This is a genomic window from Undibacterium sp. CCC3.4 (assembly GCF_034347425.1).
GTDB lineage: Bacteria > Pseudomonadota > Gammaproteobacteria > Burkholderiales > Burkholderiaceae_D > Undibacterium.
Window position 1 is genome coordinate 419,294 of the sequence record NZ_CP133779.1, and the last position, 15,621, is coordinate 434,914.

Consider the following 15,621-nt stretch of genomic DNA (forward strand, 5'->3'; position numbering starts at 1 on the left):
TACCTGTACGCTAAGGCCACAAAATGAGTTAATGAATGTGTGAAAAAAATACCTTTATCCATCACGTTCGGAATCCGTATCAGGGCTTTAAGAAAAGCAGCTGGACTGTCACAAGAAACCTTTGCCGACAGTTGTGGATTCGACAGAACCTATATCAGCGGGATTGAGCGCGGCAAGCGTAATCCTTCGTTATCGGCCATAGAAATTCTGGCTGAGGCACTCAATGTCACGGTCGTCAAACTCTTCGATGAGTAGACCGAGGGGCTAAACTAGCGCGGCCGCTTCCCCCTCGGCATTTTCGTCACACTGACCCAAGCTGCTGCGTGCGCCGCTCATGCAGCTCCACATATTTGAGCAAAACCAAGAGCATCGCCCCAAGTAGCATCACGGCTGCGGCCAAATACAAGCCGACGTTGTAGTTGCCCAATTCGGCCGCCAAGGCACCGGTCATTGCCGGGCCGATGATTTGCGCGCTGCCGTAAGATAAAGTCATTTTTCCCATCATCTTGGCAGGCCGAGTAGGATAATAACGGCCGGCCATGGTCAACACCAAGCTGACCATGCCAATGAAGGTGCCACCGAATAACAAGGCACCGATCAGCGCGGCGAGCAAGCCGCCAACCATGACCGGCAGCAAGATTCCCAACACTTGCAGCAGCGCGGCCAAAATCAATGCATTGAGTTCGCCGGTACGTCGCGCGATGAAATCCCAATTGATGCAAGCCGGTGCTGCACCAAGGCCAATGGCCAGAAATACCCAATTACCCTGCCCGGCTAAACCTGGCAAGTGGTTGACGATGGTGACGATGAAGGTAGCGCTGACCACGTAGCCAATGCCGGCGCAAAAATACGCGGCCATGAAAATGCGCAGGTACCAAGGTCCCGGTACTTGATCGAGCATTTTTTCGCCGCTGGTGGTGGTGTCACTGCGATCCGGCGGTGGCAACCAGCGCCACGCCGGTATCAGTAACAGGCAGCCGAGCGCGCTGAAGGCAAACCATTGTTCGCGCCAATCAAACCACGGGCTCATCAGCGCCACGACCGCGGCACTCAAAGCAATGCCGATGCCGATGCCGGCGAAATGAATGCCGAGTTCACTGCGATGATTATGCCGTATCAACCAATTGAGAATCAGGCCGGTGCCGAACAGCATGCCAGCGGCACTGCTGAGGCCAGCCAAGTAACGCGATACACCCCACACCAGCAGATTCGTGCTCACGCCCATCATCACCGTACTCAGCACCGCCAGCACCAAACCAATGCGGTACAAGCGGTCTTTGAGCACCAAGTCGCTGACGAACATCGCCAGCACTGCGCCACTCAGGTAGCCGGCATAATTATAGGCAGCCAGCCAACCGGCAGCAGCCACGCCGAGTCCGGCCTGCTGTTGCATCAGTGGCAGCAGCGGCGTGTACGAGAAGCGCGCGACCCCGAGCACCAGTACCAGACTGAAAATACCGGCACAAAGAACCTTGAAACGTTGTTGCGCCGGATGCATGGGCGCTCCTTTCGGGGTAGACGGTTTAGCTGGCCGCCGGCGTACTTTCGCCAGTAGCAAATTCATAGCAGTTGCGACCACGGCGTTTCGCGGCGTACATGGCGGCATCGGCTTGCATCATTAAAGCATCGATTTCATTCGCTTGCTCGGGAAACATGGCAATGCCTATGCTGGCACCGACCACCACGAACACTTGATCAAGCACGAAAGGGCGCGACAATTCGGCAATCAGTTTTTCGGCGATCAAGACGGCCTTGGCGCGTTCATCACAATCACTCATGAGCAAGACGAACTCATCACCACCAATCCGGCCAATCTGGTCGGCTTCGCGCACCAGATGCTTGAGACGTTGCGCAACTTGGATGAGAAAATTGTCGCCAAGCGCATGGCCATACTGGTCATTGACCGCTTTGAAGCCATCAAGATCGACATACAACAGGGCCAGTTGGCGGTTTTGTCGAAGCGCCAAGGCTATGCTCTGGCGCAACCCATGCATGAAAGCACGCCGATTCGGCAAACCGGTCAGGCTGTCATGATGGGCGAGGTAATGCATCTGCTCTTCAGTTTTGAGTAATTTTGCTGCCAGCAAATTGAAACTCGTTACCATTTCACCTACTTCGTCGTGCCGCCTGACCGGCAAACTCGACAGCGCTCTGCTGCCATCGGCCATGGCGCGCATCTGCCGCGCCGCCGCGCGTAGCGGCGCGAAGGAATAGCCGAGTACCAGAATGAGCGCGATGATGAGAAAAACCGCCGAGACGATGCTGTTGCGTGCGAATACATGCCAAACTCGATCAGAGGCGCTGAGCACTTCGGCGCTCGGCATCTGCGCCACCACCACCCAGCCGGCACTTGGCACAGACACGACGTTTGCCAGCGTTTCTACTCCGTAGGCATTAATGGTCACACCTGCCCCGCGCCAGCCTTGCATTACCTTATCGTGCAACAGATTGCGTCCGTGTAGGGGCAAGGGCTGCAGCCGCAATGCCGGATCACTGGCGGTGACAAAGACTTGATCGCGCGGCGAAATCAGTAAGAAACTACCGGTCTTGCCGATGCCACGCTTGCCGATCAGATCAAGAAAGCCGGGACTATCGATTTCGCTTGCCCCCATCAGCACAGCAATGATATCGCCGCTGCGATTACGCAAGGGCGTACTGAAATTGACCACAGCGCGGTGGACGGTACGGCTGATAGCTGGTTTGCCGATATAAAAAAGGCTACCCGCACGCGCCGCGATAAACCAATCACGCTGACGAAAATCGAGCTCGCGACGTCCGCGAATTTGTGGATAGTCGGATAGCGCACCGACTCCACTCAAGGGCAAAATGACCAAGCCGAGTGAAAACAGGGGTGAAATATCGTGACGCACGGCCAGCCACTGTTCCAATTGCTGCGGATGTTGCAGCAAGGCTGATGGAAAATCAGTCGCCAGCTTGAGCAGCAATTGCCTGCGCACATCGATATTGCCGTTTATATCGTCAGCAACATAGCTGGCCAGCGATAATTGCTGACCAGAAACCACGTCGACCGTACCATCTCTCAGAACTTTAGCGGCCATTTGATAGCGCATGACACTACCAACGACAATGAACAAGATGCCCATCGCAATGAGCCGAAAAGTAATGCCGCGGGTAAGGTGCAGCAGGCGCATGGGTCGCTTACATCATCAGTGGTCAGAGGTGGAGGCAGAACTGAAAAATTGTTGCCGAGAAATAAATTAATTATACTAGCCTGAATTTAACAGAGAATCATCGGCAACAGGAGATTTTGCAAAGAAATAGCTGCAGAACAAGGAACTGCAGCTGTGTCTTTTAAGCACCGATAGGAAACGATGCCGCGTAGGCAGCCGGGTTACTGCCATCCCACACAAGCCCATCAATCAAACGACTGCTGCGCATACTGCTGGCCGGGAGTGCAACCTTGGCCAGACTGGCTGCCTCGCGGTAGAGATCGATGCGATTGACTGTGCTGGCGACATCCAGATAAGCCGGATCGGTCTTGAGCAAACCCCAGCGCTTATGCTGGGTCAGGAACCACATGCCATCCGATAGATAAGGAAAATTGACGGCACCATCGTTGAAAAACTTCATCTCGTTGCGCGCATGGTGAGCGCTATCCGCAGCGCTGGAATTCGGCCCAAGCAGCGCGGCATCGATGACATCGACCGAGGTGTTGAGATAGTCGCTGCCAGCCAAGATCTTGGCCATACGACTGCGATTGGCCGGCGCGGCATCGAGCCAGCGGCTGGCGTCCAGAATCGCGGCGCTCAAGGCGCGCGCCGTATGCGGGCAACGGTCGGCAAACTCTGCGCTGGCACCGAGTACTTTTTCCGGATGATCGGGCCAAATTTGCGCGCTGGTGGCGGCGGTCACACCGATGCCATCGGCGACGGCACGCTGATTCCAGGGCGCGCCGGCACAGTAGCCATCGATCTGGCCCAGTCGTAAATTGGCCACCATTTGTGGCGGAGGTACGGTAATCACCTTGGCATCGGTCTGTGGGTTGACGCCATGGGCGGCCATCCAGTAATGTAGCCACATGGCATGGGTACCACCGGGGAAAGTCTGGGCGAACGTGTAGAGCCGCGGCTCCTGCGCCATGCACTTGGCCAGCCCAGCACCATCTCTGGCACCTTTGGCGGCCAAGCTACTCGATACCGTGATGGCTTGACCATTGTGGTTGAGCGTCATCAGCACGGCCATATCTTTCTGCTGGCCACTGATACCCATGTGTACGCCATACAGCAAACCGTATAAAACCTGCGCGGCGTCGAGTTCACCATTGCACAGTTTGTCGCGCACCGCGGCCCACGACGCTTCGCGGCTGACGACGATCTCAATACCGTATTTTTTATCAAAGCCTAACAAAGAGGCCATCACTACAGAGGCACAATCGGTCAACGGCATGAAGCCGACCCGCACCGTGCGTTGTTCCGGGCGATCCGATCCGGCGACCCAGATACCGGCCCGTGTCGCTGCCTCAGCGGCAGCGCTGACGCCGGTCAACTCGACCACACTATCTTCTGCCGGCGTTTGCGCGGAATTCATCATGTTACTGCTCCAACAAAAAAGTACTGAAAATGCAAGGACTCAGAATAATTCGCACCACTTTAGTGCTGCGCACCAACTCAGTGCAATCAATCCACTCAGCCGAGTAAGTCAGACACATCGAGAATGCGCTGGGCTAATTCGGCCAGTTTCATATTTTTTTCCATCGCTTGGCGGCGCAAGCGCTCAAATGCCTGCTGCTCACTGAGACCGTGGCGTTGCATCAAATAGCCTTTGGCACGTTCGATGGTTTTACGTTCGGCCAATTTGGTTTTGGTATCGGATAATTCATTGCGCAGTTTTTGGTCGGCCACAAAACGTGCCATCGCCACCTCCAGCACCGGCTTCACGCGCGCGCTTTGTAAGCCGGCCACCACATAGGCCGATACCCCGGCCGCCATCGCCGCTGCCAGCTCGGAGGCTTCACCGGCTTCGGTGAATAACACCAGCGGTCGCGGCGCATCGCGCGTGGCCAATACCAAGTCTTCCAGCACATCGCGGGCATCCGATTGGGCATCGATGATGATCATGTCGGGCTGCAGCATGGCAATGCGATCGATCAAATGCATATCGCCGGGAATCGCCGCAAGAATATCGTAACCGGCTTCCAGTAAGCCGCTGCGCAAGGCCTCTGCGCGTGCACGTTGTGCCTCGACGGCGGCACCATCAAGCGGGCGACCATCCGACTGCGCCAGCTCGAGCGTAGTGACGACGACAATTTTCAAGCTCTGCCTGGGTGAGTCGGAATCAGAGGTGGGCGATTTCATGATGGACTCAATGCCGAAAAAAATAAAGGAAATGCAAACTTGCAGTTTTGTAAATTTATCAATGCAAGAATCGATCCAACTTACGCTACGCGTAACAGTGCGACAATTTACCGTATCATGAGGCGCATCTACAGACCCTCGTCTTTCTATGCCAAACCACAGCAGCACACTGCCTCAGCACCGTATCGGTGCGGCCATTCTTGTCACTGGCCTGATTCTGTTCTTGGATGGCAGCGTACTGCTGGCAAACGGCACCCGCCACCTCGGCGTTTGGCTGCCGTTCTGGGGTGGACTGGCGCTCTGCCTGGGATACTGGCAACGGCAGCGTTTAGCGACATGGCGCGCCGCGCGGCGCTGGCATCGTCGCTTGTGGAACTGGGGGGCAGCCGGCCTCATCGCTTGGCTCATCAGTGTCTTGTTATTTTTTATATTCATACAGGGCGCGCATGATCGCACTGAGCACAGCGCGCCGCGCGCCTTGATTGTACTCGGCAGCGGCAGCCCAGAATGCCGCCCATCGGCAACGCTGGCGGCACGTCTGGAATTAGCGCGCCAGCAGGCTATACGCTGGCCACAGGCATGGATCATAGTCAGTGGCGGCCGCGACGATGGTTTGGCCTGCAGTGAGGCCGAAGTGATGGCCGACAGCTTGCGCGCCGCCGGCGTGGCGACTGCGCGGATTATCCTTGAAACCGCGAGCCGCAACACCGCCGAAAACCTCGCTTACAGCAGCCGTTTGCTAGGCGCACGCGGCATCGTCGCGAGCGACACAATCATGTTGGTCAGCAGTGATTTTCATTTGCCGCGCGCCTACTGGATTGCCCAGCAAGCGGGCTGGCACAGCGTCGCAACAGCCGGCGCGCCAACGCCACCAAGCGTGCGCCTCAACGCTTGGCTGCGCGAATACTTCTCTTTCGTCAAAGCCTGTTATTACCACGGCAAATAAGCCGACTGAGCGGCATGGTTTTATGCGGCCGGTCGGCTCTTGTGAAACACCACGGGCGCATACGGCACCGATGAAGGCGGCGCAGCCTGCAGGATGTGCGGCTTCATGGCACCGATGATATGCATTTCGCAGGGCTTGCAATCGAATTTCAAGGTATAGCTTTCCTCACCAGTGACTAAAGTCATCGGTTCAGCCTTGACCTGCCCCTGCACCCCGGTCACACCCTTGGCTTGCTTAGGGCACAGATTGAAAGAAAAACGCAGACAATGCTTGGTGATCATCAGCGACACTTCACCGGCCTCTTCATGCGCCTCATACGCAGCGGCGATCAATTGCACGCCATGTTTTTCATAAAAACTGCGCGCTTTGCTGTTATACACATTGGCCAGATAACTCAAGGTGGTTTCCGGATAAGCGGCCAGTGGCTGCTGCGCCGGCGTGCGCGGCGGCCGTTGCCAAGCCGCTGCGCGGGCAGCTTCATGTGCCGCCACGGCATCGCGACGTAAGGCATTAATCGCTGCGGCCGGCACAAACCATGGCTGACGCAATGACAGGTTGACTTGCACTGCTTCAAACATGGTATTGCCTAGCTTAGCCAAGCTATCACGCAAAGCGGCTTCGGCTTTATCGGCTTGCTGCGCCGGTAGCAAAGTGAGCAGGCTGTGAACTTGTGAAGTGACGCCGTCTTCATCATGCATCGTCAATTGTAAGCCGCTGCCATCGGTATCGCTGAGGGTAAGCCAAACTGGCACCCGTCGTTCCGCCGATTTTTTCGTCAAGCCCTGTTCCCAGCGTTGATCGCGATTGCGATTGATCGACAAGCCGACTTGCAAACCGCTCAGGTCGGCGATTTTTTCATCCGGCGAAATCCGCCAGGTAGTGCCGTTTTCGTTGCTCGACATGCGTTCGACGGTATTGGCATGGATCCCCATGACCTCGCGTTTTTTCATGTAATTAAGCCCATCGCCATTGGCCATGGCTTCATTGGCTTCAATTTCAAACCAATTTGTGGCGATGCGCGTGACATAGCCAAGATGCAGACCGACATATTTCGGCGAATCAAAAGCGCCGATATCTTCCAGCCGGCCATTGGCAAAATAATCGGTATGTCCACGATGGAAATTCTTATCGACATCGGGCGTGAATGCGATGCGACTGACACCGCTGGAAGCACGCGAAAACTCGGGGCGACGGGTGAGAATTTCATCGAGCAAAAGGCGGTAATGCGCCGTGATGTTTTTGACATAGCCCATGTCTTTGTAGCGTCCCTCGATTTTCAAGGACTGCACACCGGCATCGAGCAAGGCTTCCAGATTGCGGCTCTGATCATTATCTTTCATCGACAGCAAATGCTTTTCATACGCCACCACTCTACCGGCACCATCACTGAGGGTATAGGGCAAGCGGCATGCTTGCGAACAATCTCCGCGATTGGCGCTGCGGCCATTATCGGCATGCGAGATATAGCACTGACCGGAAAACGCCACACACAAGGCACCGTGAACGAAATACTCGAGCGGCGTGGCGACGGCGGCATGGATGGCGGCAATCTGTTCTATCGTCAGTTCACGCGCCAACACCAACTGAGAGAAACCGACGGCACCGAGAAATTGCGCCTTATCCACACCGCGGATGTCGCACTGGGTGCTGGCATGTAATTGGATGGGGGGAATATCGAGTTCGAGTATGCCCATATCTTGCACAATTAAGGCATCGACTCCGGCATCGTAAAGCTGATGTATTTGGCGGCGCGCCGGTTCCAATTCCGACTCATGCAAAATGGTATTCATGGTCACAAAGATACGTGCATGATACCGATGCGCGAACTCGACCAAGCCGGCGATATCGCCGAGCTCGTTGCTGGCATTATGCCGCGCACCGAATGATGGCCCGCCGATATACACGGCGTCGGCCCCGTGTAGTATCGCTTCGCGCCCGATTTCGGCATTCTTGGCGGGGGATAAGAGTTCAGTTTGATTGACGAGCAAGCCCATGGCGACTACCGGTGACGAAGTGAGGCGAAATTATAACGAAATCAAAGGCTTATGTCCTGATTGTGCGCCGATTTCTCAGGTTAATGTCGTTCCGGCAACGACATCAGCGTGTTTCCAGCCTTCTCTGCCAGCGATTACGCCCATCGCCTGAGTCTATCAACACAATTGAGCTTGATGAGTAAAATTTTTCTGCTAGACTAGTCAGGTAACTGGTTATTTGAGAAAGCGCAGATGAAAATGATGAATACATGGCCGGTACAAGATGCAAAAGCGCGTTTCAGCGAGCTGCTCGATGTTTGCATTAAAGATGGACCACAAATGGTTTCTCGCCGCGGCATAGAGGCCGCCGTGCTGGTGCCGCTGGCGGAATGGCAGCGTCTGCATCAGGCCGCGCGCCCATCGCTGAAAACACTACTACTGTCGGATATCGATCGTAGCGACTTGCTCATACCAGAGCGTGGTGCCGCGCGCCGTCGCGCCGCCGTTTTACCCTGAGATCAGCCATGTACTTGCTCGACACAAATGTTGTCTCGGAACTGCGCAAACCGAAGCCGCACGGCGCGGTGCTTGCATGGATCAACGGCGTTGCAGAATCCGATTTGTTTCTGTGTGCGATCACCCTGGCGGAAATCCAAGCCGGCATCGAAATAACACGCCAGCAAGATAAGGCTAAGGCGCAAGCCATCGAACACTGGCTTGATCAAGTTGCGTCTGCCTATAATATTCTCCCGCTTGATGGCGAGGTATTGCGAGTATGGGCAAAAATGATGCACCAGCAATCAGACACGCGCTACGAAGACGGCATGATTGCTGCCTGCGCGCGGGTAAACAAATTGACTGTCGTCACGAGAAATATCAGCGATTTCAAAAGTTTTGACGTGGCACTTTCCAATCCTTTTTTGCACCGAAGCGCAGATTAAATCGCAGCGATTTTCCACCTGCCTTTGGCTGATCTCAGTCCTCGCGTGCGAGTCAACTGTCACAACTCAGAACACATTTTTTTCGTACTAAACAGATTTTCTCACCTCCCCGTGAAAAATAGCATGCGGCCTTTACAATGCCGTGTCCCCGATACCGAAAGCCACCATGTTACCCGCTTGTATTTTCGCCCTCACCCTGAGCGCATCGTCGCTTGCCGCGGCCGCCCTGCCGGCCGCCATGCTCGATATTTTGAACCAACAAAACGTGCCGCCCTCATCAGTGGCGGTCGTCGTCATGCGTCCCGGTGCAACTGCACTGATCAGCCAGAATGCCACGCTGAGCATGAGCCCGGCCTCAACCATGAAACTGGTAACGAGTCTGGTCGCGCTGGAACAACTGGGGCCGGCATTTCGCTGGAAGACGCGCATTTTGGCCGATGCTGCGCCACAGAAAGAAATTTTAAAGGGTAATCTGTATCTGCGCGGTGGTGGCGACCCCAATTTGACCGCAGAAAATTTCGCTTCCATGTTGCGCGCGCTGCGCGCTCAGGGTATTCGTAAGATCAGCGGCGATGTCATCCTCGATCGCAGCTATTTCTCACCACAACGCGCCGACCTCAACGCGCCGCAATTTGACCAAAATCCGAATGCTTACTACAACGTCATTCCGGATGCACTGTTAATCAACAGTAATATCAGCGCCATCACGCTCTCGTCGGGCAGCGATAAAATCGACGCCCGCATGCAAACGCCGCTGGATAAAATCCAATTCGACAACCACCTGCATTTCAACGACAAGCCCTGCAGCACGTGGGAAAGCGAATTGCAACCAGCCGTGGCAGACTTACAGCGCAAAGAGCAAATCGCGATCAGCTTGAGCGGTGGCTTTCCACGCCATTGCCAAGTCACCGCCTACTTGAATTTGATCGATAGAAACCAATACATCGCCCACTTGTTGCGCGGCCTGTGGACGGAAATGGGCGGCAGTTGGCAAGGCCGTGTGCGCGACGGTATCACGCCGGACCAGGCCGTGTTGTTACACGAACGCATTTCCGACAGCTTGGCCGACACGGTTCGTATCATCAATAAAAGTTCAGACAATGCCATGGCGCGCATGGTTTATCTCACTCTGGGTGCCGAAAGCTTGTCAAAAATCAGTACAGACAGCGCCGCGGAGGCGGCACTGCGTATCCGTGCTTGGTTTGCTGCGCATCAGATCGATGCCACCGGCTTGGTGCTCGATAATGGTTCCGGGCTCTCGCGCAGTGAGCGCATCAGCGCCACACAATTGGCCGCGCTGCTCGGTGTTGCTGCCGACAGTGATTGGAGTGCCGAATTTGTCAGCAGCCTGCCCATCGTCGCGCTCGATGGCACCATGCGCAAACGCCTCACCGGCAGCGCCGCCGCACAGCGCGGCCGAATTAAAACCGGCACACTCAAAGACAGCACCGCCATCGCTGGCTATGTGCGCGACCAAGACAATCAGACTTGGGTCGTAGTTGCCTTCATCAATCATGACAAGGCCATGGCCGCCAGAGCAGCACTGGACGCGCTGATCGCAGCCGTCGTCGAAGGGAAAACGAATTAATTCTTAAACACTTGTGACGAAAAGTTATCATCCATATCAATTAATTGGCATGCATCAGCAGGCAAACCCAAGCTTTATCGAGTTAAGTGTTGCATTCCGGATGTGCCGCAGGTTTTTCGCCGAAAACCGCGGTACCATCAATTAGCATTGCGCCATAAGAACTATGCGATAAGTTTGCGACCACGGGGACAAGCTCGCGGTCAGATCGTTTACGAGAGACTGAGATGAATGGATTTTTCAAAAGCTGGATCAACAGCATAGTCAGATCGGTCCGTGACAAGTACTTCCTGACCTGGTTTATTCCTTTACTGACCATCGCGCTGGTGTTGACCGCCATCCTGATGGGTATGCTCGGTTATGACAATACTTTTCAAATCGCCCATTTGTATTCTGAAAATTGCCGCAAGCTCAGTGACCTGGAAGCACTGTGCATGCTGCTGGCCATCTTTGTATCCGGATTAAGCTGCATTCTGGCTATCGGCGAACTGATCATTTTTGCCGACAATCGCCGCCATGGTCGCGTGATTTCTTACCTGAGCTTTATCACCACGGTCTGCGCGGCCGTCATTTCACTGACCCTGACTTTCTTGCTGTCGCATGCATGGTGCCGCTGACAGGAGGAAGCAAAGCAGCAATTAAAACGCGGACTCAGCTGCACCCAACTTATCGGCAAGCACGGCAGAGACGCCAAGAAATGCCGGATACTCAGCCATAATGAGAAAGGTCGGAATCTCCCTGAGATAGCTGGCAAAACGCCCTTTTTCCTCAAAGCGCTGGCGAAATGCCGACTCGACAAACAAATGTCCGAGTCGCGCTACGATACCACCACCGATATACACGCCGCCCTTGGCACCGAGTGTCAGCGCCAAGTTGCCAGCCACCGTGCCGAGCATGGCGCAAAAATGTGCCACCGCCTGTGTTGAAAAGAGACAACTGTCATTCAAGGCGTGGCTACTGATCGCTGCCGCCGACAAGGCCTGTGGTGCCGGACTACCGGCAAGCGCCGCAACGGCCTGATACAGCAAGGGCAAGCCTTGGCCGGAAATCAAACGTTCCGCTGAAACATGCGGATGGTAACGCCAAATCCAGCGCAATAAGGCGAGTTCCTCAGCATTGCTGGGCGCAAAGCTGACATGCCCTCCCTCGCTCGCCAGCGGCACCCAATGTTTTCCATAAGGAATAATGCCCGATACGCCGAGGCCAGTACCCGGCCCAAGCAAAGCGATGGCTTTGCCGGCTTGCTCAAGCCCGCCACCTATCTGTACGCGCTCGCTCGCTTGCAGGAATGGCAAAGCCATCGCCAAGGCGGTGAAATCATTCATGAGCAACAGCGTATCGAGCTGCAGACTCAAGCGTAATTGCTCGATCGAAAAAGTCCAGTGATGATTAGTCATGCGGATCAAGTCACCATCGACTGGATTGGCAATCGCGATGGCCGCATGACGTAGCGGCGCGAGGCCAAGTCCACGCACGCTGTCACTGGCCAAATAAGCGGCGATGGCCAAGTGCAGCTCGGCGTAATCGTTGCAAGCGACCACACTGATGGCCGTAAATTGGAAGGGCGCTAACTCCAAGGCGAAACGCGCATTGGTGCCGCCAATATCGGCCAGCAGCCGGGGAGCGAAGGGAGCGTGTGAGCTTAAGTCTGGCAGCAACTTGTCACCTTGGTGGTCGGTTTATGGAAGAACAATGGCTGGGAAGACAGTGCTCGAATATTTTATGTAATAATACTACATCGCTTAATTAAAAAGTCGACCAAGCCTGTGTTTTATGCGCTAAAATTCGGATGAATCAAATATTTCAACGGAAATAACTATATTTTCGTAGAAAATAAAAATATACTGCATGTAGTTGAGCTACTTAAAACATGGATCAACAGATGAATCAGGAAACGACCGTGACGACAAGGCACTTCTCGCAGCGCGATATCCTATGCAGCACGCCCCCGCCTTCGCTACTCTGCAATATGGGAAAAATTTGGCGTTGCGCAGGAAGGGCATTATCTTCAGGAGGATCGCGGCCCGAATATTTTTAACAGAAAAATATGAATTCCTGATGAAATCAGCGCAGATGAAAACTGTACAAAAACAGGCTATCGTTATTACAAAATATATGCGAAATTTTCACTGAAAAAATTGAGTTTTCGCAACAACAGCGGTTATGATAAGCGCCTTCGTATTCTTAGATTGAGGAGACAAACGGAATGGATTTTTCAGATCGCCAGCAAGAGCCGGGCAAGAAGTTTCTTGGCTTGGGGCTGGTTATAGTTTTTCACATCGTGTTGGTGTATGCGCTCGTCAATGGCTTGGGTACCAAGCTCGTCGAGATCATCCAAAAACCATTGGAAGCCAAGTTGGTGGAGGAAATAAAACCACCACCGCCGCCGCCCGATGTGCCGCCGCCGCCGCCGCCGAAACTGTTGGCACCGCCACCACCGTTCATTCCGCCACCGGAAGTGCAGGTGCAGCCGCAAGTTCAGCCGCAAAATACGATTGCTGCGGTATCGAATGTCAAACCGGAACCGCAAGTGTTTGCCAAAACACCGGCAGTCCCAGTGGAAGCACCGAAAGCCGCAGCCGGACCGAGCACGATTGCGGCCGTCATAGACTTCAATGTGGCCGGTTGCAAGCCTGAGTATCCGCGTGCATCTTTGCGCAATGAAGAAACCGGGACCGTGTTGTTATCGGTCTTGATTGGTGCCGATGGTGCGGTGACTGAAGTCAAGGTCGACAAGTCCAGCGGTTTCCGTGGTTTGGATAATGCCGTGCGCTTGCAGTTGATGTCGGGCGCTTGCAAAAACAAACCGGGTACCGTCGATGGCAAACCGCAAGCGACCTGGACCAAAGTGCAGTACGTGTGGCGCCTCGATTGATTGCTACTTTTTGACACGGCATCGTGCAAGGTTTTGCACTATGCTTCGCACAGCAAACAGGGAATGATTCAGCCGCAGTTGAAGTCCCGCTTATTTATCTGATCTTAGTTAAAGGAAACACCATGACTATTCGTTTCTCCGCCTTGTTCGCCGCCGCTGTGCTGGCGATTTCCGCCACCGTCTCGGTTGCACCTGTTTACGCCGCTGATGCAGCCGCTGCTCCGGCCGCCTCTGCTGCTGCCCCTGCCGCCGCTGAGGTAGCTGCACCGGCTGCCGCACCGATGGACGCCGCTGCACCGGTTAAAGAAGTGATCGACAACCCATACGGTCTCGATGCACTCTGGAAAACCGGCGATTTCGTCGCCAAAGGCACGCTGATCATCATGTTCATCATGTCTATGGGTAGCTGGTACATCCTCATCACGAAAATCGTCGACCAGTTCAAACTGGCCGGTCAAGCTTCGGAAGCCCGCACTAAATTTTGGAAAGCCGCTTCGGTTCAAGCCGGTGCTGCTGCCCTGAAAGAAGGCAGCCCATTCCGTTTCATCGCCGATTCCGGTATCAAAGCTACTGAGCACCATGAAGGCTTGTTGCTGGAGCAAATAGATTTCAATACTTGGGTGTCGATGTCGATACACCGCGCCGTCGAAAAAGTACAAAGTCGCTTGCAAGATGGCTTGGCGTTCTTGGCTACCGTTGGTTCGACTGCACCGTTCGTCGGTTTGTTCGGTACCGTCTGGGGTATTTACCATGCTTTGACAGCCATCGGTATGTCCGGTCAAGCATCGATCGATAAAGTCGCCGGCCCAGTTGGTGAAGCGCTGATCATGACCGCCATCGGTTTGGCCGTCGCGGTTCCGGCTGTACTCGGTTACAACTTCCTGGTACGTCGCAACAAGAGCTCGATGGAAGAAGTGCGCGCCTTCTCGGCCGATCTGCACTCGGTGGTCTTGTCGGGTAACATGCATAAAGTCGCTAAAAAAGCTGCTTAACAGCGGACTGACAGGTCGACTTTGACTACTGGTACGACTGCCCGCCGCTGTCAAGCGTGGGCAGTGTAATGTGAAAGAGTATAATTATGGCAATGGCAATGGGCAACGATGGTGATGGCGAAGACGAAGTCAACAGCACCATCAACACCACACCGCTGGTCGATATCATGCTGGTCTTGCTGATCATTTTCCTTATCACCACGCCGGTGATCACGGATACGGTCAAACTCAAGCTGCCGGCAGAGCGTAACCAGATTTACAAAACCAAGCCGGAAAATATCACCATCTCGATCAGCAAAGAGGGCGATATTTACTGGAATGGCGGCATGAAACCACTGCCCGGTGGCACCGAAGATTTATTCGACAGATTGAAAGTCGAAGCCGTCAAGGTACCGCAACCGGAAGTGCATATTCGCGGCGATCAAAACGTGCGCTACGAATTTGTCGGCAAGACTATCCTCAACGCCCAGCGCGCCGGGATTACCAAGGTTGGGTTCGTGATCGAACCACCGCCTAAAAACTGAGGAACAGACTATGGCAATGCAAATGGGTTCCGGCGGCTCAGGCGAACCGGAAGTAATGATAGAAATGAACATGACGCCCCTGATCGACGTCATGCTGGTGTTGATCATCATGCTGATCATCACGATTCCTATCCAGAATCATTCGGTCAATCTGAATATGCCGACCAATCAACCGTCGAAACCGACGGAGCCACCGGTGGTGGTCAATCTCGATGTCGACTTTGACGGCACGGTCTTGTGGAATGGCGTGGCAGTAGCAAACCGCGCTGAACTCGAAGCCAAGCTCACTGAAGTGGCGAGCAACCCGAATCAGCCGGAAGTACATCTGCGACCGAACGCGGTCGTACCGTATAAATCGGTGGCGGCAGTGATGGCTTCGGCTCAGCGACTTGGCGTGACCAAGATCGGTATGGTTGGGAACGAGCAGTTCTTGAAGTAAGCAGCAGTCAATACAAAAAAAGCGCCGAAGG

General features: G+C 54.5%; 17 protein-coding genes. 11 read left to right on the forward strand and 6 right to left on the reverse strand.

All coding sequences use genetic code 11. The features are described from left to right. Positions 1 to 39 precede the first annotated feature (39 nt). The gene (locus RHM61_RS01975; protein ID WP_322249457.1) at positions 40 to 255 is read left to right on the forward strand and encodes a helix-turn-helix transcriptional regulator; all 216 of its coding nucleotides are present in this window, start codon (positions 40 to 42) and stop codon (positions 253 to 255) included. Between the two features lie 46 nt (positions 256 to 301). On the opposite strand, the gene RHM61_RS01980 is transcribed toward RHM61_RS01975, so the two are convergent. The 4 genes from RHM61_RS01980 to RHM61_RS01995 all read right to left on the reverse strand — a co-directional run bounded on the left by RHM61_RS01980 (position 302) and on the right by RHM61_RS01995 (position 5,315). Continuing rightward, positions 302 to 1,498 carry a YbfB/YjiJ family MFS transporter gene (locus tag RHM61_RS01980; protein ID WP_322249458.1) on the reverse strand — a complete coding sequence of 399 codons (1,197 nt, stop codon included), beginning with the start codon at positions 1,496 to 1,498 and terminating at the stop codon, positions 302 to 304. Between the two features lie 25 nt (positions 1,499 to 1,523). After that, the gene (locus RHM61_RS01985; RefSeq protein WP_322249459.1) at positions 1,524 to 3,152 is read right to left on the reverse strand and encodes a sensor domain-containing diguanylate cyclase; all 1,629 of its coding nucleotides are present in this window, start codon (positions 3,150 to 3,152) and stop codon (positions 1,524 to 1,526) included. Between the two features lie 160 nt (positions 3,153 to 3,312). Continuing rightward, complete coding sequence (locus RHM61_RS01990) at positions 3,313 to 4,551, reverse strand: CmpA/NrtA family ABC transporter substrate-binding protein (protein WP_322249460.1); 1,239 nt, start codon at positions 4,549 to 4,551, stop codon at positions 3,313 to 3,315. A 95-nt stretch (positions 4,552 to 4,646) separates the two neighbouring features. Continuing rightward, positions 4,647 to 5,315 (reverse strand): ANTAR domain-containing response regulator, encoded by a 669-nt coding sequence (locus RHM61_RS01995; RefSeq protein ID WP_322249461.1) that lies wholly within the window; start codon positions 5,313 to 5,315, stop codon positions 4,647 to 4,649. Between the two features lie 148 nt (positions 5,316 to 5,463). Here RHM61_RS01995 and RHM61_RS02000 point away from each other — a divergent pair, with 148 nt between their 5' ends. Beyond that, positions 5,464 to 6,261: a YdcF family protein gene (locus RHM61_RS02000; protein ID WP_322249462.1), complete on the forward strand. Its 798-nt coding sequence runs from the start codon at positions 5,464 to 5,466 to the stop codon at positions 6,259 to 6,261. Between the two features lie 20 nt (positions 6,262 to 6,281). Here RHM61_RS02000 and RHM61_RS02005 read toward each other — a convergent pair whose 3' ends face one another. Further along, complete coding sequence (locus tag RHM61_RS02005; protein WP_322249463.1) at positions 6,282 to 8,255, reverse strand: U32 family peptidase; 1,974 nt, start codon at positions 8,253 to 8,255, stop codon at positions 6,282 to 6,284. A 237-nt stretch (positions 8,256 to 8,492) separates the two neighbouring features. Here RHM61_RS02005 and RHM61_RS02010 point away from each other — a divergent pair, with 237 nt between their 5' ends. The 4 genes from RHM61_RS02010 to RHM61_RS02025 all read left to right on the forward strand — a co-directional run bounded on the left by RHM61_RS02010 (position 8,493) and on the right by RHM61_RS02025 (position 11,377). After that, complete coding sequence (locus RHM61_RS02010) at positions 8,493 to 8,750, forward strand: type II toxin-antitoxin system Phd/YefM family antitoxin (RefSeq protein ID WP_416200207.1); 258 nt, start codon at positions 8,493 to 8,495, stop codon at positions 8,748 to 8,750. Between the two features lie 8 nt (positions 8,751 to 8,758). Next, complete coding sequence (locus tag RHM61_RS02015; protein WP_322249464.1) at positions 8,759 to 9,175, forward strand: type II toxin-antitoxin system VapC family toxin; 417 nt, start codon at positions 8,759 to 8,761, stop codon at positions 9,173 to 9,175. Positions 9,176 to 9,341: 166 nt separating this feature from the next. Next, the gene (gene dacB / locus RHM61_RS02020; RefSeq protein ID WP_322249465.1) at positions 9,342 to 10,763 is read left to right on the forward strand and encodes a D-alanyl-D-alanine carboxypeptidase/D-alanyl-D-alanine-endopeptidase; all 1,422 of its coding nucleotides are present in this window, start codon (positions 9,342 to 9,344) and stop codon (positions 10,761 to 10,763) included. 224 nt (positions 10,764 to 10,987) lie between these two features. Beyond that, positions 10,988 to 11,377 carry a hypothetical protein gene (locus RHM61_RS02025; RefSeq protein WP_322249466.1) on the forward strand — a complete coding sequence of 130 codons (390 nt, stop codon included), beginning with the start codon at positions 10,988 to 10,990 and terminating at the stop codon, positions 11,375 to 11,377. A gap of 21 nt (positions 11,378 to 11,398) precedes the next feature. Here the strand turns inward: RHM61_RS02025 and RHM61_RS02030 are convergent, their stop codons facing one another. Then, positions 11,399 to 12,418: a glucokinase gene (locus tag RHM61_RS02030; protein ID WP_322249467.1), complete on the reverse strand. Its 1,020-nt coding sequence runs from the start codon at positions 12,416 to 12,418 to the stop codon at positions 11,399 to 11,401. Positions 12,419 to 12,614: 196 nt separating this feature from the next. Between RHM61_RS02030 and RHM61_RS02035 the strand changes: the two genes are divergently transcribed. From RHM61_RS02035 to RHM61_RS02055, 5 genes are all read left to right on the forward strand, one after another. Next, on the forward strand, positions 12,615 to 12,893 hold the full coding sequence (locus RHM61_RS02035) for a hypothetical protein (protein WP_322249468.1): 279 nt from the start codon (positions 12,615 to 12,617) through the stop codon (positions 12,891 to 12,893). A gap of 73 nt (positions 12,894 to 12,966) precedes the next feature. Continuing rightward, positions 12,967 to 13,635 carry an energy transducer TonB gene (locus tag RHM61_RS02040; protein ID WP_322249469.1) on the forward strand — a complete coding sequence of 223 codons (669 nt, stop codon included), beginning with the start codon at positions 12,967 to 12,969 and terminating at the stop codon, positions 13,633 to 13,635. Positions 13,636 to 13,757: 122 nt separating this feature from the next. Beyond that, complete coding sequence (locus RHM61_RS02045; protein ID WP_322249470.1) at positions 13,758 to 14,627, forward strand: MotA/TolQ/ExbB proton channel family protein; 870 nt, start codon at positions 13,758 to 13,760, stop codon at positions 14,625 to 14,627. 86 nt (positions 14,628 to 14,713) lie between these two features. After that, positions 14,714 to 15,151: a biopolymer transporter ExbD gene (locus tag RHM61_RS02050; protein ID WP_322247750.1), complete on the forward strand. Its 438-nt coding sequence runs from the start codon at positions 14,714 to 14,716 to the stop codon at positions 15,149 to 15,151. 10 nt (positions 15,152 to 15,161) lie between these two features. After that, positions 15,162 to 15,590, forward strand: a complete 429-nt coding sequence (locus tag RHM61_RS02055; RefSeq protein ID WP_322249471.1) for an ExbD/TolR family protein — start codon at positions 15,162 to 15,164, stop codon at positions 15,588 to 15,590. Positions 15,591 to 15,621 lie beyond the last annotated feature (31 nt).

Excerpts from the sequence above, each read along its gene's own strand:
- RHM61_RS01980 (WP_322249458.1), bottom strand. The coding sequence starts at position 1,498 with ATGCATCCGGCGCAACAACGTTTCAAGGTTCTTTGTGCCGGTATTTTC.
- RHM61_RS01985 (WP_322249459.1), bottom strand. The coding sequence starts at position 3,152 with ATGCGCCTGCTGCACCTTACCCGCGGCATTACTTTTCGGCTCATTGCG.
- RHM61_RS01990 (WP_322249460.1), bottom strand. The coding sequence starts at position 4,551 with ATGATGAATTCCGCGCAAACGCCGGCAGAAGATAGTGTGGTCGAGTTG.
- RHM61_RS01995 (WP_322249461.1), bottom strand. The coding sequence starts at position 5,315 with ATGAAATCGCCCACCTCTGATTCCGACTCACCCAGGCAGAGCTTGAAA.
- RHM61_RS02000 (WP_322249462.1), top strand. The coding sequence starts at position 5,464 with ATGCCAAACCACAGCAGCACACTGCCTCAGCACCGTATCGGTGCGGCC.
- RHM61_RS02005 (WP_322249463.1), bottom strand. The coding sequence starts at position 8,255 with ATGGGCTTGCTCGTCAATCAAACTGAACTCTTATCCCCCGCCAAGAAT.
- RHM61_RS02010 (WP_416200207.1), top strand. The coding sequence starts at position 8,493 with ATGATGAATACATGGCCGGTACAAGATGCAAAAGCGCGTTTCAGCGAG.
- RHM61_RS02015 (WP_322249464.1), top strand. The coding sequence starts at position 8,759 with ATGTACTTGCTCGACACAAATGTTGTCTCGGAACTGCGCAAACCGAAG.
- dacB (WP_322249465.1), top strand. The coding sequence starts at position 9,342 with ATGTTACCCGCTTGTATTTTCGCCCTCACCCTGAGCGCATCGTCGCTT.
- RHM61_RS02025 (WP_322249466.1), top strand. The coding sequence starts at position 10,988 with ATGAATGGATTTTTCAAAAGCTGGATCAACAGCATAGTCAGATCGGTC.
- RHM61_RS02040 (WP_322249469.1), top strand. The coding sequence starts at position 12,967 with ATGGATTTTTCAGATCGCCAGCAAGAGCCGGGCAAGAAGTTTCTTGGC.
- RHM61_RS02045 (WP_322249470.1), top strand. The coding sequence starts at position 13,758 with ATGACTATTCGTTTCTCCGCCTTGTTCGCCGCCGCTGTGCTGGCGATT.
- RHM61_RS02050 (WP_322247750.1), top strand. The coding sequence starts at position 14,714 with ATGGCAATGGCAATGGGCAACGATGGTGATGGCGAAGACGAAGTCAAC.
- RHM61_RS02055 (WP_322249471.1), top strand. The coding sequence starts at position 15,162 with ATGGCAATGCAAATGGGTTCCGGCGGCTCAGGCGAACCGGAAGTAATG.